Raw genomic sequence first — 16,719 nt, 5'->3', positions numbered from 1 at the left:
CAACATCCTCACAACGACGTCAGGCGGTTCCGATGGCCATCCTCAGCGCAGTCATCTCCGTGGTCCTGGGCCTCGGAGTCTCGTTCCTGATCTTCTGGAGTCTCAACTGGCTCGTCGAGCGCGCGAATGACAAGACGAAGGCCCGGCTTCTGCCGTACGTCTTCCTTCTGCCAGTGATCGTGCTGGTCGCGGTCTTCCTGCTCTACCCGGCTCTGCGTACCTTCGTGGAGAGCTTCATGAAACAGAGCCAGCGGCGCGGCGAGGGTGCGACGTTCGTCGGGCTGGACAACTACATCTCGCTGTTCACCGATCCGAACTTTCTCGGCGTCCTCTTGAACAACCTCCTCTGGGTACTCGTCGTGCCGGCCGCGACCGTCCTCATCGGACTTCTCGTGGCCATCCTCACCGACCGACTCGGTAAGCGTCGCGAGCAGTCGTTCAAGGCGATGATCTTCGTGCCCATGGCCATCAGCGGTGTCGCGGCCGCCGTGACCTGGCGGTTCATCTACTTCTACGCTCCGCCGGGCAACCCGCAGATCTACTCGCTCAATGCGATCTGGACGGGCATCACCGGCCAGGACCCAGTGCCCTGGCTCACGATCGACGCGGCACGTCTGAACAGCTTCCTGCTGATGTTCATCGTCATCTGGCTGCAGGTGGGCTTCGCGATGGTGCTGCTCTCGGCCGCGATCAAGGGCGTACCCGAAGAGACGATCGAAGCCGCGCGCATCGACGGCGCGACGGAACGGCGCACCTTCTTCCTGGTGATCGTCCCGCAGATCCGCGGCACGATCCTCGCCGTATTCGTCACCGTGGTCATCTTCGTGATGAAGATCTTCGACATCATCTACGCGATGACCGGCGGCCAATACCAGACAAGCGTGCTGGCAGTCGAGTTCTATGCCCAACTGTTCAGCTTCCAGAACCCGGGCAAGGCCGCCGCCGTCGTCATCGTCCTGATGATCGCGGTCGTGCCGCTGATCATCTATCAAGTCCGCAGCTACAAGTCGCAGGAGGAACTCCGATGACGATCATCCCCACCCCGGTCGTCGACGAACAGGGCCACCGCGAAACCGTCGAAGTCGAGAAGAAGACCCGCCGCAAGGCCGCGGTAAGCGGCGAGAGGCCCAAGCGCCAGGTCCTCATCACGATCGTGATGGGCATCATCGCGGTCGCCTGGCTGCTCCCGCTGCTCGGTCTCCTCATCACAGGTTTCCGCAGCAAGGCCGACGTGGATGCCACAGGATGGTGGACAGTGCTCCTCAACCCGTTCGGGCAGGACTGGACCGTCCAAGCCTTCTCCGATGCCTGGGTGGCACTGGATGCCGGCACCACGTTCTGGAACTCGGTCGCCGTCACCGTCCCGGCGACGATCCTGCCGGTAATGATCGCGGCCATGGCCGCCTACGCGTTCACGTTCTTCCAATTCAGGGGCAAGGAGATCTACTTCGCGATCATCCTGAGCCTGATGGTCGTGCCCATCCAGCTCGCGATCATCCCGGTCCTCCAGCTGTTCGTCTGGTTCGGGAACGCGACCGGAATCCAGATCATCGGACAGTACCCAGCCGCGTGGATCGTGCACGCGACGTTCGCGATGCCGTTGGCCATCTACATCCTGCGCAATTACATGCAGACGCTACCCAACTCGCTCATCGAAGCCGCGCGCGTCGACGGGGCAAGCCACTTCCAGATCTTCTGGAGACTGATCGTCCCGATGTCGGTGCCTGCCCTGGCCTCGTTCGCGATCTTCCAGTTCCTCTGGGTATGGAACGACTTCCTCGTCGCCTATATCTTCATCCAGAGCGGGCCAAACCAAGTCCTCACTCAGGGGCTCTACACCCTGCTGGGCCAATACGGTCAGGGCTGGCAGCGAGTAGCGGCCGGATCGTTCATCACGCTCGTCGTTCCGCTGCTGATCTTCTTCGCACTTCAGCGGTTCTTCGTCCGCGGACTCACTGCAGGTTCGGTCAAGTAGGCGGGTGGCTTCCCCTGGGGTGCTGCCACCGACCTTATGCGATCGTTTGTTGCCTGAAGGGCAACGGATGTGCCGCTCGGAGGTCCGTCAGTTTGAGAACAAAGTGACGAGTAAGTGACTACGAAAGGGCCTGGGCCACTAAGATTGCGGCTCCCTCCGCGTGTAAAATCCCTGATCAGAGCGGATGACGGGAATCGAACCCGCGCTATCAGCTTGGGAAGCTGAAGATATCCAGTAGTTGTTCACTCGGCTTCACTCGGGCTCACGGGCCCCGGGATCACGGGGGAGGGTGAACTCGGGTGAACCAACGTGATGCCGAAATTGTGACTATTAAGTGACTACGAGGGGTTCACGACCGTCTCTGGCCTCGACCCTGCTGATCGATTTAGTTAGGGCGTGGCTTGCGGAGAGCTCGAATGGATCATGTCGAATCAACGGCGCTACCTGATGACGATCGCGGTCGGGCGAGCGGCGTTGCGTGGAGGGTCCCCCAACCGGGCAGAAAGGCGGGCGGGTCAGGATGCCGCGACTTCGCACTCTGGCTCGCGAACGAGCCGACCGTCTCGGTCGGCGACCGGCTCGCGGGCATGCGGATATTGGCGACCTCCGCCGCTGGTGCCACAAACGTTCAAACCCGGGTTTCGAGCTCGCTGGTCGCGCCGCCCCTGAGCTCGGCAGAATCAAGCATCTCCAGCTCTCCCCGCGAGGTTCTGACCACCTCGACTTGACGGGTCAAAAACCATCGTTCGTGGCGGGTCGACGTGGTCAGACCACCGCTTTCGCTCAGGGAAATGTACTGGAGGTTTGAACGAGCGGACTGATCTTCTCGACGTCGGCTCCTGAGGCGATCGAGGGGTGAGCGGAGAACCCAAGGAGAAGTGGGCCAGCCATCAACTGCCGATCGTGGAGACCAGCACGCCGCCCTCGGCCGGCAGCACCCGCCAGACGCTGCCCCTCCCGTCGACCCGGAGCTCGCCGTCGCCCACGATCAGGGCCGTGCGCTCGTCGATGCCGAGCCCGCCGGCGACCAGCCCGGATTCGACCGCGGCGACCAGGCGGGACAGCATGCCGCGCTCGGCCACGTGCACCTCGATGGCCACGTCGACGAGGCCGATGCCGGCCTCGATCTCCAGCTCGTCGCCCGGGTCGTCGGGGTCCTCGGGTGAGACGACCACGCCGCCGATGCGCGAGCCGCTTCCGAGCGAGCCCTCCGCCGCGATCATCGCGCCGGCCGAGACGCCGAGGTAGGGCACGCCGCCGGCGACCAGCCGGCGCAACTCGCCGAACACCGGCTCGAGCCCGGCGCGCACGTCCTCGACGAAGCCGCCCCCACCGCGATGCCGTCGACGTCGGCGATCGCGCCGAGCCCAATCGGCTCGCCGGGCCGCCCCGCGGTCAGGTGCACCTCGATCTCGGCTCCCCTTCCGGCCTCGGCCAGGAGCTCGCCGAGCGCAGCCGCCTTCTCCTCGGCCTCTGGGTGCAGTGAGATCACGGCGACGCGCGGCCGCGCGCGGCCCGTGGCGCCCGCCCGCAGCGCCGCTTCGGCGACGAACGGCGCGTAGAGCGCGGCATCCGCACCCGTGGTCGCGCCGCCGCCGATGAGGTGCACGCTCACGCGGCATCCTCCCGGTCCCAGGTGAGGATCTCGCGGTGGATCCCGTCGACGCAACTGCCCGCGTCGTTCGCATCGGAGGTCATCCGAACAGGCTACCCGGGGGGAGTCTGGGCTCCACTGCGGCGACGCTGCCCGCACGTCCGAGCGCTCGTGGCAGTGGGAGCATCTAGCACCCGAGCTGCGCTCGATCGGCTGTGAGTGTGACACGCGTGCGCAGAATCTATTGCTCGGGACGAGAGGGCTGCCAAAAACGATCGTTTGTGATCGCCTTCAAGGTGTCATCGAGCGTCTTCGTCTGTCCGCGTCGAGGATGGCGACGGGCGTCGCTCCCTCGCGGTCACAATCGATCGTCTTTGAACGCGAGCGGGGCTGTTGGGATCAGCTGTCGATAAGGAGGTCGCCGCCAAGTTCGGACCAGGAACTGAGGAAGTCGCTGGTGAGGGCGTAACCCAATTGTTCGTGCTCTTCGGTGATGAAGCTGATCCTCAGTGACAACCCGGCTCCATCGGCGGGCAGCGAGATTGATTGCGCCTTGGCATCCTGGACGACGCTTTCAAGCACCCGGTTGAGTTCACTCTGGCGCTTTCGCCAGTCTTCGCCCGGGATCCGGATCATCGTAGCGAGGTCAACGAACCGATGATCGCGGCCCGAGCGTGGCCGCGTCAGCATATCGACATCGACACCGAGTTCCTCGGCTTGCGCCTCGTTCTCGAACCAATAGTGGGCGGAGAGCAGCAGGTACCCTGCTCCGGATTTCTCGATGTCATCTTCCCTTCGGAGGCCGATCTTTGCGTGGATGCAGACTACCGTCGCCGGCAGCTGAGTAGAAGGAGGGCGCGGAACGATGCGCTCTCAACCGCGTTTGCTAGTGCGCTGGCGGGCGCTGGCCGGGCTGGTGCTTAAACGATCGATTCTGAGCCCCCCAGCGGGCTGCCGGTCGATCGATACCCTCGGCACCATGGAGATCTCACTGATTGACCCACGGGACACTACGTGGGAGCTGCGCGATCCGACGTATCGCGTCTATTTCTGGACGGTCCCGGACAGTGTCAGCTACGAGTGGCGCATCACCGACGCCGCCGATGTCCACGAAGTAATCGCCTGGGCGGAGGCGGAACGCGGTGAACGCACGTACGAGCTCTTCATCGAGCACGTCGATCGCAGAGCTTCCGGAGCTGGTGAGTGGATCGAGGAACCTGGCCTTATCCGTCTCGTCGGCGACAACCCGACGACTGGGAGGATAGGCGGCTCTGTCTCGATCAGTGAGGGCTAAGGCCGAACTACGTCATAAACGATTCGTTTGTGACACTGACCATGTTCGAGATCGAGGTCAGCGGCGGACTCGGTAACGGATGTGTGTCGCCTCCGGGGTGTCGATCACCCGAACGATGTCCAACTCGATCCGTGACGGCAGGACGTCGAACAACCGACGCCCACCGCCGAACAGCACCGGGATCTGATGGACCTGCAATTCGTCCAACACCCCGGCCTCGAGCGCCCGCTGGGCGGTATACGCACCATGCACCAACACGTTCCGGTCGCCAGCCGCTGCCTTCGCCTGCGCCATCGCACTTTCGATTCCGTCGCTCACGTACGTCACCAACGGATAGTTCGCCACCGTGGGACCCGGCGGCCGGTGGCTGGGCACGAAGATCGGAACACCGTGTGTGTCACCTCCCCAGTGATCGACCTGCTCCACGGTCCGCCGACCCGCGAGCACCGCACCGGTCGCATTCCCCTCGTCGTGAAAGTCCCTGGCCGGCCCGGACGGCCGGACGTTCCAGCCCGGATCCGCAGTGAATATCCACTCGTGCAGCCGGTCGAAGCCGTCGCCGCCGGGGTTGTCCGGTTCGTCGTTCGGACCCGCGATGTAACCGTCGAGGGACATCGACATGTAGAGGACTGATGAGGACATGAGCAAGCTCCTTGTTTCCGACGACGCAACCCCTTCAGCCGCGCCTCCTACTCTGGCGTCGAACAACGAGATACAGGATCGACACCGTCGACCAATAACGATCGGTTCTGGCGTCCTCCGTTGCGGCAGGCTTTGCGCTGCCCAGACTTGAACGATGAGAGTTCAATCCACAAGAGGAGCCCGTCAGCCAACTCCTCCCACGTCACCCGGCTCGCTGGGAACGAAGCATGATTGCTCCATGACCTCTCAGCGCTGGAGCGCCTCATTTGCCGTCGCCGTCGTGGTGGTCTCCGTGCTGGCCGGGTGCAGCTTTCGGACCGAATATCACGGCATGGATCGCGTCGACGGCAGGCTTTGGCGGCAATTGGTGGCATTCAAGGAGCCGCTCTTCCACCAACTGTTGCCGTACGGGCCGACGGTGGAGATCGCCGGTAATCCCCCTGCGGAAGTGCGGCCGGCCTCGATCAGGGAGTACCTGGCGAACATTGACGCGAACTGGTGGGATGGCACGTCCGAGGTTGATCCGGCCTGGGTCGAGTCGGGTGGGGTTGTCGTTTACGACGTCCGAGAGAGGCCGTCGGCGGTGAGCATGTCGATTTTCATCGGATCGGGCCCGCGTCCCGAGGGAGCACCCACAGACGATCGCCGTTTGTACTCTGGACCATCGGAACTATTCACCTGCTTCGGATTCGTCGCCGGATTCGACCGGTCGGACGGCTTCGTCGACCTGATGAGTGAACGAGTCGCCTATTCGTCTTCGGAGTGCCCGCCCGAGCTCGCTGCGGCCGTCTCAGCCGATGCCGCATTCGGAAGTATCGAGGTCTTTGACGGCTGACGCTGGGTCCGTTGCGGAGAGTCGCCTTCACCCATCGCCGGTCATCCTCGTCGTCAAGCGTGGCCGGGTGAAAGCTCGTTGACGCCGCGTCGCAGGGAGCGGTCGATCCTGCCGTAGCACCGCGACGAACTCATGCGTTCGGTGAGCGCGGCTTCGGATGCACGAATTTGGGCCGTGAACGCAGGGATGGCACACAAGTCCGCGCGGCATCACGAGCGTCCCGCTCATGATCCATTAGCGGTCCATTTCGAGGGGCGCGGCGCGGGCGGCCTAGGGTGTGTTGATCAAGTCCGGATAGTCCAGCCCCAGCCATTCCGAGACTTACAGCCAAGTCACCGGAGGAGTTCCTCCCGCGCCAGACCAGAAACGGGTAGACGATCCCACCACCACAGTCGGTCGGCGAGAGGGCGCTCGGCGAATGTCCTCAGCGCACCCGTTAGGTCCGGCTCAGTGAACCCCCGGTACTCATCGTCAATCGCGGCGAGTTGCTCAGCGACGAGCGACAGTTGGCTGTCGGTCAAGGACGTCATGCCGCCTGCGATGAAGTCCCGCAAGGTCAGCGCCGCGACCAGGTCGTGGCCTCCCCAGTCAGTGTCGGTTCGCGGACGACTCGCCTCGAGCGCCAATCGATGAACATGCTGCCTCCAGCCGGACATGAGTTCGGCCATGCTCAGCGCTCGCCCGTGCGGGAGTGCGACGATGATCCCACTCAGCTCATCGGCCATCTTTCACTCCCCGGACAGTGCGGCGTGCTTCGGAACGCCGTCCTCGTTGCTGACGCGGACTTCGTTGAAGTCAGCGTTGGACAGCATTATGCCCTTCGAGCCGGCTACGTCGCGTGGACCAGGTCGGTCTTGATCCAGATCAGCGTGGCGGCGAGGGCGATCGCGGCGCGGTAGCTGCGGGCGGTCTTGTCGGAGCGCATCGCGATCCCGCGCCACTGCTTGAGCTTGTTGAAGCAGCGTTCCACCACATTGCGGCCCCGGTAGCGGGACTTCTGCTCGTCGCCGAAGTCGATCGGTCGGCCCGGTTTCTTGCGGCGGTGAGCGATCTGGTCGTCGCGTTCGGGGATCGTCGCGGCGATCCCGCGCTGTCTCAGCCAGGCACGGTTCGCCTTCGACGGGTACCCCTTGTCCGCGAGCACCCGGTCAGGGCGGCTGCGCGGCCTGCCGGATCCGGTCCGCGGCACCCGGATGTGCTCGAGCACCGTGGTCATCATCGTGGTGTCATTGACGTTGCCGCCGGTGAGCACCCACCCCAACGGGCGTCCCCGACCATCAGCTACCAGGTGGACCTTGCAGGTCAATCCGCCGCGGGAGCGGCCGATCGCGTGATCAACCGGCTCGAACCAGGGATTCTTGTGATTCGGTGGAGCCCCCTGTGTCCCGCTTGAGGGTCGCACCGTGCTGATGCACGCGCGTGATCGTCGAGTCGATCGACACGACCCAGTCGAGCCGCCCGGCGGCGTCTGACTGTCGCTGCACCTCAGTGAGCAGCTTGTCCCACGTGCCATCGTGAGCCCAGCGGGTGAACCGCTTGTAGATCGAGTTCCACCTCCCGAATCGCTCGGGCACGTCCCGCCACGGCGCCCCGGTGCGGTACTTCCAGGCCATCCCCTCAATCGCGAGCCGGTGATCCGTCCACGGCCGCGACCGGCCCGTCACCGCCGGCATCAACGGCTCCAGCACAGCCCACACCTCGTCAGAGACCTCGCGACGCGCCACCCGTCAAGACTCGCCGACCGACACCCGAAACCACTTGATCAACACGCCCTAGGGGGACTGCCTCAAAACTCCCAGCATGACTCCAACCGGCATGGCAATCCACCCCAGACCTATCACCACCGCACCCGCACCTACGAGCCGGTAGATCCGCAGTGGATACTTCTGGCGATCTATTGACTTGCTGATGAGGTTGTTGGGGCCCCAAGCCCGATCCAGGTTCCGCCTGTTCCATTCGGAGATCCAGAGCGGACTCACGATCATGATCACGCCTCCGGTGACGATCAGCCCGCCGCTGAGTCCGATGAGTGCGAGTGGAAGCATGAAACATCCGTCCGAATGACTACGCCGAAGGTCTACTCGCCACGCTACCGGCCCCGGCACGCTGCGGGGAGTTCGACCTTTGACGATGGACTCGGCGACGTCCAATGGCGGGTCCCCACCGGTGCTCGCGCTCGAGGCAGAGCGCGCATGCAGTTGCGAGTCGCCACTGGCTGTGGCGTCGCGTGCGGCGAACGCCGCTCACCCCGACCTGCGGGCACCGCGAGGAGAGGTCGACGCCGGAATTTGTGACCATTAAGTGACTACGAAAGCGGTTTTGCAACTGAAAGCCGCGGCTCCGTGGGAGGTGAGGGCCCTGATCAGGGCTGTGAATGTGTTCGCAGGAACCATCGTGGACTGGTTCCTCATCGCATTGCCGCGCCCGCAACGGGCGGCGCATTCGCGACGGGACCGAAAAGAGCCCTTGATCAGGCAATTCACGAAGAGCGGATGACGGGAATCGAACCCGCGCTATTAGCTTGGGAAGCTGAAGATATCCAGTAGTGTTCACTCGGCTTCACAGGCGCTCACGTGCCGCGGAATCACGGTGGAGTGTGAACTCACGTGAACCAAGGTGATACCGAAATTGTGATCATCAAGTAACTACGAGGCTTCCATCAAGGGACGCGGCCGCGGTTAGGCGGCCAGCTGCCCGGACCGAGCGTCGGGTTACATGCGCGGGCTGCTGACCCTCCAATTGGGGCTGCGGAAAGTTCGGATTGGGGTCTCTCCGAGGGCGTTCCAGACGTTATCGTTCGATCGCGGCACAATTTCAGGGCCGACGTTATGTCTCGCCCTACCGAGGAGTGCCCGTGTCGGCTCGTCGTCTGTTGTCCCCTGCCCGCGTCGGCCTCGTCGGCGCGCTCTCGATGGCGCTGGTGGCGGGGGTGGTGTCGCCGGTCGCGGCAGAGGAGCCCGCCGTTGATCCGCTGTCGTCTGAGGAGATCGTCTCGGTGCCGGTGGAGGAATCGGCGCCGGTGGTTGAGGATGGCCCTTCGACACCGACCGATGAGGCGTGGTCGGATCCGGTCGAGGCCGTGCCGGAGGCACCGTCAGCTGACGATGACGCTGTCACGCCGTCAGATGTCGATGTATCCGAGCTGGTGAATAAGCCCGGTGAGGCCCCCGATGGTGGGGTGGTGACGGATCGGTCGGAGTTCGAGACGACGTACGAGCTCGGTGATGGGGTGATGTACACGGAGCTGTCGCGGGAGCCGGCGAATGTGCGGGTCGACGGGGAGTGGGTGCCGATCGAGACGGATGTCCTCGGAACTGAATTCTGGTCGTTCCTCGGCGGTGGCGGGGGTGTGGTGGAGCGGCACCCGCTGGAGCCTGAGTTCGCTGATTCCGCAGCGGATGCGGACCTGCTGCGTTTGTCGAAGGCCGGGTTTGACGTGTCGTTCGAACTCGTCGATGCAGCTGATTCGGGACTGCAGCGGGAGTTGAACCCGTTCGCCGGCGACAAGTCGGTAGTGCGGTACCCGGACGTGTTCCCGGACACGGATCTGCGGTTCGATGTGGAGCGCGCCGGGGTGAAGGAGGTCTTCGAACTCCGTGAGCGTCCTGGCGGCACTGGCCGGACGGAGTGGGAGTGGCTGGTCGACGCGGATGGGTTGGAGTTGGTGGAGACCGAGACGGGAACCATCGAGTTGCGGGACGGCGAGGAGGTCGTGCTCGTGATGCCGACGCCGCACATGTGGGATTCGGCGGGCAAAGATGGTGAACGGGCGAACGCGGAGCGGTCCGTGGCCGCAGACGTCGAGCGCGCCGGGGATCGGTGGCGGTTGACGTTGAGCGCCGGCCGGGAGTGGCTGAACAGCCCAGACCGGGTGTACCCCGTGTTCGTGGACCCGGAGGCCTGGTACGGCGTCGGTGCCACGCACGCGTACAAGACGAACGGGCAGTACAACTACAACTACGGCCTGCAGATGGGCAACACCAACCAGAACGGCACATGGCGCACGGTCGCGTACTACGACTATCCGCAGTTGTTCGGCAAGCAGGTGATCGATTCCGCACTGGTGATGGGCGGGCTGTCCAGCGATTCGACGCAGGGTTGGCGGGCGAACACGGTGCACCAGGCGTCGTGCTTCTGTTACGACCAGGCCGGATACGGCGAGGTCGGCTGGTTCAGCACTGGCGGCGGCGACGGGTACTCGGTCGTTGAGGACGACCGGTTGACGACGAAGCTGGCTGGGTGGGTCGCAACCCGAGGAACGGGCGGCAACTTCCTGTTCAAGGGCACCGAGATCAACGACTACACGTATAAGCACTTCACCGGGTCGAGCCTCGGCATCGCATGGAAAGACTACCCGTCGGCGGGGCGTGCAGAGACACCACTGAATGGGTCGATCGTGTCGCAAACGCCGACGCTGACGTCTGCTGCAGCGACCTCCGCGCCCAATTTTCCGATCACTTGGCGTTTCCTTGTCGGCACTTCGACGAACGTGGAGGCGTCGCAGGTGTGGAGCTCGGGGTGGGTCGGCACGACCGGGATCGGCGCGTCGGCTGCGACGGTCAGCAAGGGCGCGTTGCAGCCTGGAACCAAGTACTACTGGAAGGTCCAAGTGCACGACGGCACCGACGGATGGTTCGGCGTCGGGAACGTTCGCGAGTCAGGGGTTGCGAACTTCACCACGAACACCCCGGGTATGCCAGCACAAGCGAGCGCGGTACCGGTGGACGGGTCGCGAGTGGCCTCCACCACACCGTCGTTCTCGACTGGCACCGCGACGGACCGAACCGGGGCGCCGGTGAAGTACAAGTTCCAGGTCGCGACCGGAGCCGACGCGTTGACAGGCCTGGTGGCGTCGTCGGGATGGCTCGACGCACCATCGTGGACCCCACCGCAGGGAGTTCTCCAAGACGGCGGCACGTACACATGGTCGGTGCTCACGAAGGACAGCATCGAGGAGTACGGCCCCAGGTGGGTGAACAAACTCACCGTTGACCTCCGGCTCGGCACCGCGGGGCCAGCGCCCACGGACGCGGCCGGCCCGGTGACCGTGAACCTCGCCAACGGCAACGCGAACCTGACGTTCGCATCGCCGACCGTCTCGACTGTCGGCGGGCCGATGGGGTTGTCATTCAACTACAGCTCCCGCGCGACCAGCAACCGAGGCTTGACTGCCAGCTACTACGACATCAGCCCAATCTCCTCGAGCGCCGCAATTACCACGACCGGAAAGCAGCCGGCCATCGTCAGGACTGACCCGATGGTGAACTTCAACTGGGCTGCTGACGCGCCGTCACCGGCGCTGAAATCGGACGGGTTTTTCGTGCGCTGGAGCGGGTTCATCACCGTCCCGGCCGCCGGGAACTATACCTTCGGCGCCGCCCGCGACGACGGTGCTCGAGTGTTCGTCAACAATTCCAAGGTGTACGAGCACTGGTGGGGCGGGCAGCTCCAAGGCGCCTGGGGCACCCCGGTGTCGATGACTGCCGCGGCCACGCCGATCACGGTGGAGTATTACGACATCACGGGGCAGGCGGACATGCAGTTGAAGGTCCGGGACTCCCAGGGGCGCGAGTTCATCGTGCCGCCCGAGTGGTTGACCCGCACGGTGCCGACCCTGCCCGTCGGCTGGTCCGCGTCCGCCCCGATCGCGGGCGGCCTCTCCGAGTTCGTCGCCGTGAAGACCAGCGAATCATCACTGATCTTCACCGACCGCACCGGAGGCTCGCGCACCTATCCGAAGACGTCGACTGGTGGGTACATGGCACCAGTCGGGGAGCATGGCACCGGGAGCCTCGACGCGGCAGGCCGAGCCACGCACACCTCATCGGATGGGACCGTGTCGGTATTCGACGCGAACGGCAACCTCGCCGACTCGGCAGCGCCCGCTGATGGGAAGAAGCCGGCAACGCCGAAGATCACATACGGCAGCGACGGGCGGCTGCTTCGCATCTCCGACCGCGCCTCACGTGACGGCGACAACTACGGTCGCGAGGTGCGATTCGGGTACGGCTCGGACGCAGCGAACCCATTCGGTCTTGGGGCTGGGAGCGTCTGCCATGTCCCTGACGGGTATGTCGCACCGCTGCCACACCAGATGTGCCGGATCGTGTACCCCGGCTCGACCGGGTTGAACGACACCACAAGCCTCCTTTACAAGGAGCGCGACGTCACCATCAACGGTCAACCTGGCAAGGAGTTGTACCTCGCGGCGATCGTGGATCCAGGCGGCGAGATGACCTCGTTCGAATACGACACGCAACGCCGGCTCGTCGGACTCCGCAACCCCCTCGAGAACGACTGGCTCAAACACACCAGCACCGCGCCCTCGGACGCGAACCGCACCACGATCACCTACAACAACGACGGGTGGGCGGCATCGGTCGCCCTGTCCGCGCCACAGGGACAGAACCTCGACGACCGGCCCATCCGCCGGTACGAGTATCTGACGAGCCCCGACGGGTCCGGCACCAGCTTTGTCAAGATCGACGGACTGGACGTACCCGACAACGAAACGTCAAACGGTAACGCGCGCACCGTCACCTACGACGCGGGGCTCCGGCAGACCTCAGCCACCTCAGCGGCCGGACTCACTGCGCATACAGCGTGGAATGAGAAGGACCAGGTGAAGTCCACGACCGACGCCCTGGATCGCATGTCGACGACTCTGTACGACCCACTCGATCGACCCGTCGAGAGCTATGGGCCAGCACCCAGCGATTGTTTCGGAGAGGATCGCCGCCCTGTGCCGACCTGCCCGATCATTCCCGCGGCGACCACCACAGGCTACGACGAGGGAATGCAGGGACTCTCCGCCGAATACTTCGACAACGCCACCCTGTCCGGCGTACCGGACGTGCACGCGCTCGGAGTCGGCGCACCAGACGGCTCCATCAGCCGCACCTGGGGGACGACAGCACCAGCCAGCGGCATACCAGCGGACAACTGGTCGCTCCGATTGACCGGTACCATCACCTTCCCGGCGATAGGGACCTTCAAGCTGCGCACCCTGGCGGATGACGCCACTCAGGTGTGGATCAACGATGTGCTGATCATCGACAACTGGGTCGATTATCGCAATGAGGGCTTGTCCTCTCCCGGAACCTTCACCGCGACCCAACCCGATCAAGTCGCCCGTATTCGGGTGCACTACGCGGATATCACCAACGATGCGAAACTCGAACTCCAGTGGACTCCGCCGGGCGGAACCGAGTTCGTCAAGGTGCCGAGCTCGGTACTGCGGCCCGCCTACCACCTTGCAACGTCATCGACGAGTTTCGACAGCGTGCCGGCCGGCTCGGACCTTCCGGTGGACGCGGTCGCGCCGCTGCGCACAGCGACCACCTACGGAACCAGCCCATGGCTCGGACTGGCCCACGATTCAATCGTGGACCCCGGCGGGCTCGGTTTAACGACCAGAACCGAGTATCAGTCCGCTGAGGACTACTTCCGCCGCGCATCCCGCATGCTGCCCGCCGGAGTCGCCGGCGGCCAGACCGTCGCCCAAGCCGGCACGGATTATCGCTACTACGGCGACACGCAGACCATCGGACAAGCCTGGTCCACCGATGACCCGATCTGTGGCCTGCCCGCGTCCACTCAGCAGTACGGCGCGCTCAAGCAAGCTACCGCTCCAGCCGCGGCGGGCGGCGGCAGCGTCGTGAGTCAGTTCGTGTATGACCGGTTTGGCCGGCAGATCGGCTCGAAACGCACCGGCGACACTGGGTGGACGTGCGCCACACTGGACGCTCGTGGCCGCACCACGAGCATCACCTACCCGGCGACCGGTGACACGTCGGAGCGCACCGCGACGTCCACCTTCGCGGTCGGCGACGATCCGCTGACGACACAGGCTCAGGATTCGACCGGCACCATAACCACGGTTACCGACCTGCTCGGCCGTGTGCTGAGTTACACCGACGTATGGGGCACGACCTCGACTGCCGTGTACAACCGTCTCGGGCAGGCCACACAGGCTACAGTCGTTCCGCCCGGTGGGATCGCGTCGACGACCGAGCTAACCTACAACCTCGACGGGCAAGTCGAGACAGTCACAGTCGACGACGTCCTCCTCGCCGACCCCACCTACACGACCGGACAATTGACCGGGGTCACCTATGCGAACGGGTCTTCGCTTGCGGACCTGCAGCAGAGTCCAGCGGGCGCGCCGACCGGTATGTCGTGGTTGTTCCCGCACGGGCAATCGACGGTCTCGGACGCCGTAGTCCGGTCCCAATCCGGTCGAATCGTCGCGAACACCCTCACTGACGGGTCCACTGACTACGACTCGCGGTATGGGTTTGACGCTGCCGGGCGACTCGTGAGCGCAGTAATCCCGGGACACACTCTGACATATGGTTTCGCGGCGGGAAGCGGGTGCGGGGTGAACACCCGTGCAGGGTTGAACGGGAACCGCACCAGCATGACCGACCTGCCCGATGGCGGCACCCCGGTGACCGCGGCGTACTGTTACGACCACACCGACCGGCTGACGTCGACTGCCGTGACCGGAACGCCAGCAGGGCCGGACGTCTCACCGGTCGCACAAGCGATCCCGGCATCCCAGCTCGAGTACGACGCGCATGGGAACACGACGACCCTCGCGGATCAGACGCTCGAATACAACGTGTCCGATCAGCACGTCACAACGGAAGTTGACGGCATGGTGATCGAGTATCTGCGGGACGTCACGGGCCGGATCGTGCAGCGCACGGAGACCACGGCGGGGGAGAACCCTGACGTAACGGTGGTGCGGTATGGGTTCTCTGGTAGTGGAGACAGCCCGGCTCTCATCCTTGACGGCTACAACAACGTTGCGCAGTCCGTGATCGGACTGCCAGGCGGCGTCACCGTGTCCCGACTCGGCGGTGGCGAGGCGTGGGCATACCCAAACATCCATGGCGACGTCGTCGTAATGGCGGGCGGCACGGGAGTTCGAACCCCGCAGGTGTCACTGTATGACCCGTTCGGGCAACCCGTCGACCCGGTTACCGGGCAGATTGGCACACAGGCGGCGGATGACGCTGGCCCCGACACTCTGGTCGGTAATGCGGACTGGGGCTGGCTCGGTTCTACCCGGAAGCTCACCGAGCACGCCGGGAGCGTCCACACGATTGAGATGGGGGCGCGCCAATACGTGCCCGCGCTGGGCCGATTCCTGGAAGTCGACCCAGTCGAGGGCGGTGTCACCAACAACTACGACTACCCCTCTGACCCGGTGAACAAGTTCGATCTCACGGGCGAACGCCAAGACTGCGGCTCAGCTGCGTGCAACAGGCGGTATTACAAGGAATTCAAGAACATGCCACGCCGGTTAATGCCGACGCCTTATATCAATAGACCCAGTATTGACAGGGGAGCCTGCAGTACGGACCTGAATCGTTCTTGCAAGACGACCGACGTTGCTCTCAATCTCTGCACTTTCTTGTGCGTCTCTTTTACATATTTCTATCGCCATGAGGACGGTCGCCAAGGGATCGGGGCGGAGTTTGGCGCGGGACCGAGGTCGTCCGTAGATCTCTCCATCGGCGGCTCCGAGGGAGTGGGTGTAGGCGGCGGCCGTGCTCTAGGCTGGACCTGCAGTGTTGCGAGCGGTGGAGGCACGAGCTGGAACCAGCAATATGCCATGGGTACATGGCCCTGGGAGCTCGCCACCACGCCAACCACAGGGGGCGGGGTCGTGATAGGCGGCGGCGGTGGGTGTTCGGCCACCTACTCAGTTACTGGACTTGAATGGTAAGGGAAGCTCGATGACAGGTATGCCTACTCAGCTTCTTTGGTTTCTCGTGGTCTGGTGGGGCTTCGTCGCGATCGGACTCGCGGGTGCCCGTTTCCTTGTAGTCGAACGGCTAAGGCTGAATGCCGGCGGTGTTGAGCCTGTTTGGGTTCGGCGCAGTAAGCGCGTCGTGGATACCCTCGTCGTTCTACTGCTCGCCTTCTCCGCGTTCTGGCTGGTGCTGGCGGTAATTCGCGTGCTCGGGGGTGAGTAGCAATGAAGCGGCTCCTGGCGTCGGGGCTTAGCATTCTAGACAGATTCGGCCCCCTCGGGCCCGCTGGCGTGGTCGGCGCTTCGATCAACTTGACAGTGGCCTCCGCGTTCTTCGTGACTCGTCCTTGGGGCACCGAGCCGTTCTTCATTTCAGCTGCCGCTGGCTTGGTTTGGATAGGCCTCGGAGTCATGGCCATCCGTGCGTGGACAAGGTTTGGTCGTGACCGTCGGGTTGGGCCGCCGCCTCTGGAAGTTGAGTTCGAAAGACCTGTGGAGCCAGTCCGGGACAAACCGAGCGAACCTCCGGTCTAATGACCGCACGACCGAGATCGCGTGCGTCTCGAACAGTCGACGTGTCCTCGTGGCTGGATCGCTTGAAATTGGAAGACGACGA

General features: G+C 64.1%; 10 protein-coding genes and 1 pseudogene. 5 read left to right on the top strand and 6 right to left on the bottom strand.

The annotated features are described in order from the left end of the window. The first annotated feature begins 32 nt into the window (after window positions 1-32). Window positions 33-1,028, top strand: a complete 996-nt coding sequence (locus J7E25_RS00930) for a carbohydrate ABC transporter permease (RefSeq protein ID WP_214867071.1) — start codon at window positions 33-35, stop codon at window positions 1,026-1,028. Beyond that, the gene (locus J7E25_RS00925) at window positions 1,025-1,975 is read left to right on the top strand and encodes a carbohydrate ABC transporter permease (protein WP_214867069.1); all 951 of its coding nucleotides are present in this window, start codon (window positions 1,025-1,027) and stop codon (window positions 1,973-1,975) included. Before J7E25_RS00930 ends, J7E25_RS00925 begins: the two co-directional genes overlap by 4 nt. Window positions 1,976-2,865: 890 nt before the next feature. Here J7E25_RS00925 and J7E25_RS17660 read toward each other — a convergent pair. The 3 genes from J7E25_RS17660 to J7E25_RS00915 form a co-directional block, all read right to left on the bottom strand. Continuing rightward, window positions 2,866-3,285: a Type 1 glutamine amidotransferase-like domain-containing protein gene (locus J7E25_RS17660; protein ID WP_308164280.1), complete on the bottom strand. Its 420-nt coding sequence runs from the start codon at window positions 3,283-3,285 to the stop codon at window positions 2,866-2,868. Then, window positions 3,195-3,590, bottom strand: a complete 396-nt coding sequence (locus J7E25_RS17655) for a hypothetical protein (protein ID WP_251038686.1) — start codon at window positions 3,588-3,590, stop codon at window positions 3,195-3,197. The genes J7E25_RS17660 and J7E25_RS17655 overlap by 91 nt, the downstream gene beginning before the upstream one ends. A gap of 378 nt (window positions 3,591-3,968) precedes the next feature. After that, window positions 3,969-4,259, bottom strand: coding sequence for a hypothetical protein (locus J7E25_RS00915; RefSeq protein ID WP_214867067.1), 291 nt, complete (start codon window positions 4,257-4,259; stop codon window positions 3,969-3,971). Window positions 4,260-4,548: 289 nt separating this feature from the next. Between J7E25_RS00915 and J7E25_RS00910 the strand changes: the two genes are divergently transcribed. Next, on the top strand, window positions 4,549-4,863 hold the full coding sequence (locus J7E25_RS00910) for a hypothetical protein (RefSeq protein ID WP_214867065.1): 315 nt from the start codon (window positions 4,549-4,551) through the stop codon (window positions 4,861-4,863). Window positions 4,864-4,920: 57 nt separating this feature from the next. Here the strand turns inward: J7E25_RS00910 and J7E25_RS00905 are convergent, their stop codons facing one another. Continuing rightward, on the bottom strand, window positions 4,921-5,505 hold the full coding sequence (locus J7E25_RS00905) for a dihydrofolate reductase family protein (protein WP_214867063.1): 585 nt from the start codon (window positions 5,503-5,505) through the stop codon (window positions 4,921-4,923). A gap of 238 nt (window positions 5,506-5,743) precedes the next feature. Here J7E25_RS00905 and J7E25_RS00900 point away from each other — a divergent pair, with 238 nt between their 5' ends. After that, a complete protein-coding gene (locus J7E25_RS00900; protein ID WP_214867062.1) occupies window positions 5,744-6,340 on the top strand; it encodes a hypothetical protein in 597 nt (198 codons plus the stop codon). Window positions 6,341-6,672: 332 nt separating this feature from the next. Here J7E25_RS00900 and J7E25_RS00895 read toward each other — a convergent pair whose 3' ends face one another. Next, window positions 6,673-7,065 (bottom strand): hypothetical protein, encoded by a 393-nt coding sequence (locus tag J7E25_RS00895; RefSeq protein ID WP_214867060.1) that lies wholly within the window; start codon window positions 7,063-7,065, stop codon window positions 6,673-6,675. Between the two features lie 104 nt (window positions 7,066-7,169). Then, window positions 7,170-8,064 (bottom strand): annotated as a pseudogene (locus J7E25_RS00890) (IS5 family transposase). A gap of 1,130 nt (window positions 8,065-9,194) precedes the next feature. Between J7E25_RS00890 and J7E25_RS00885 the strand changes: the two are divergent. After that, on the top strand, window positions 9,195-16,076 hold the full coding sequence (locus J7E25_RS00885) for a PA14 domain-containing protein (protein ID WP_214867058.1): 6,882 nt from the start codon (window positions 9,195-9,197) through the stop codon (window positions 16,074-16,076). Window positions 16,077-16,719 lie beyond the last annotated feature (643 nt).

The sequence above is a fragment of the Agromyces sp. ISL-38 genome (genome assembly GCF_018613935.1).
Taxonomy (GTDB): domain Bacteria; phylum Actinomycetota; class Actinomycetes; order Actinomycetales; family Microbacteriaceae; genus Agromyces.
Note: the sequence above shows the minus strand (reverse complement) of the source record. Positions and strands in the feature narration are given on the sequence as shown.

Excerpts from the sequence above, each read along its gene's own strand:
- J7E25_RS00930 (WP_214867071.1), top strand. The coding sequence starts at position 33 with ATGGCCATCCTCAGCGCAGTCATCTCCGTGGTCCTGGGCCTCGGAGTC.
- J7E25_RS00915 (WP_214867067.1), bottom strand. The coding sequence starts at position 4,259 with ATGCTGACGCGGCCACGCTCGGGCCGCGATCATCGGTTCGTTGACCTC.
- J7E25_RS00905 (WP_214867063.1), bottom strand. The coding sequence starts at position 5,505 with ATGTCCTCATCAGTCCTCTACATGTCGATGTCCCTCGACGGTTACATC.
- J7E25_RS00925 (WP_214867069.1), top strand. The coding sequence starts at position 1,025 with ATGACGATCATCCCCACCCCGGTCGTCGACGAACAGGGCCACCGCGAA.
- J7E25_RS00900 (WP_214867062.1), top strand. The coding sequence starts at position 5,744 with ATGACCTCTCAGCGCTGGAGCGCCTCATTTGCCGTCGCCGTCGTGGTG.
- J7E25_RS00910 (WP_214867065.1), top strand. The coding sequence starts at position 4,549 with ATGGAGATCTCACTGATTGACCCACGGGACACTACGTGGGAGCTGCGC.
- J7E25_RS00895 (WP_214867060.1), bottom strand. The coding sequence starts at position 7,065 with ATGGCCGATGAGCTGAGTGGGATCATCGTCGCACTCCCGCACGGGCGA.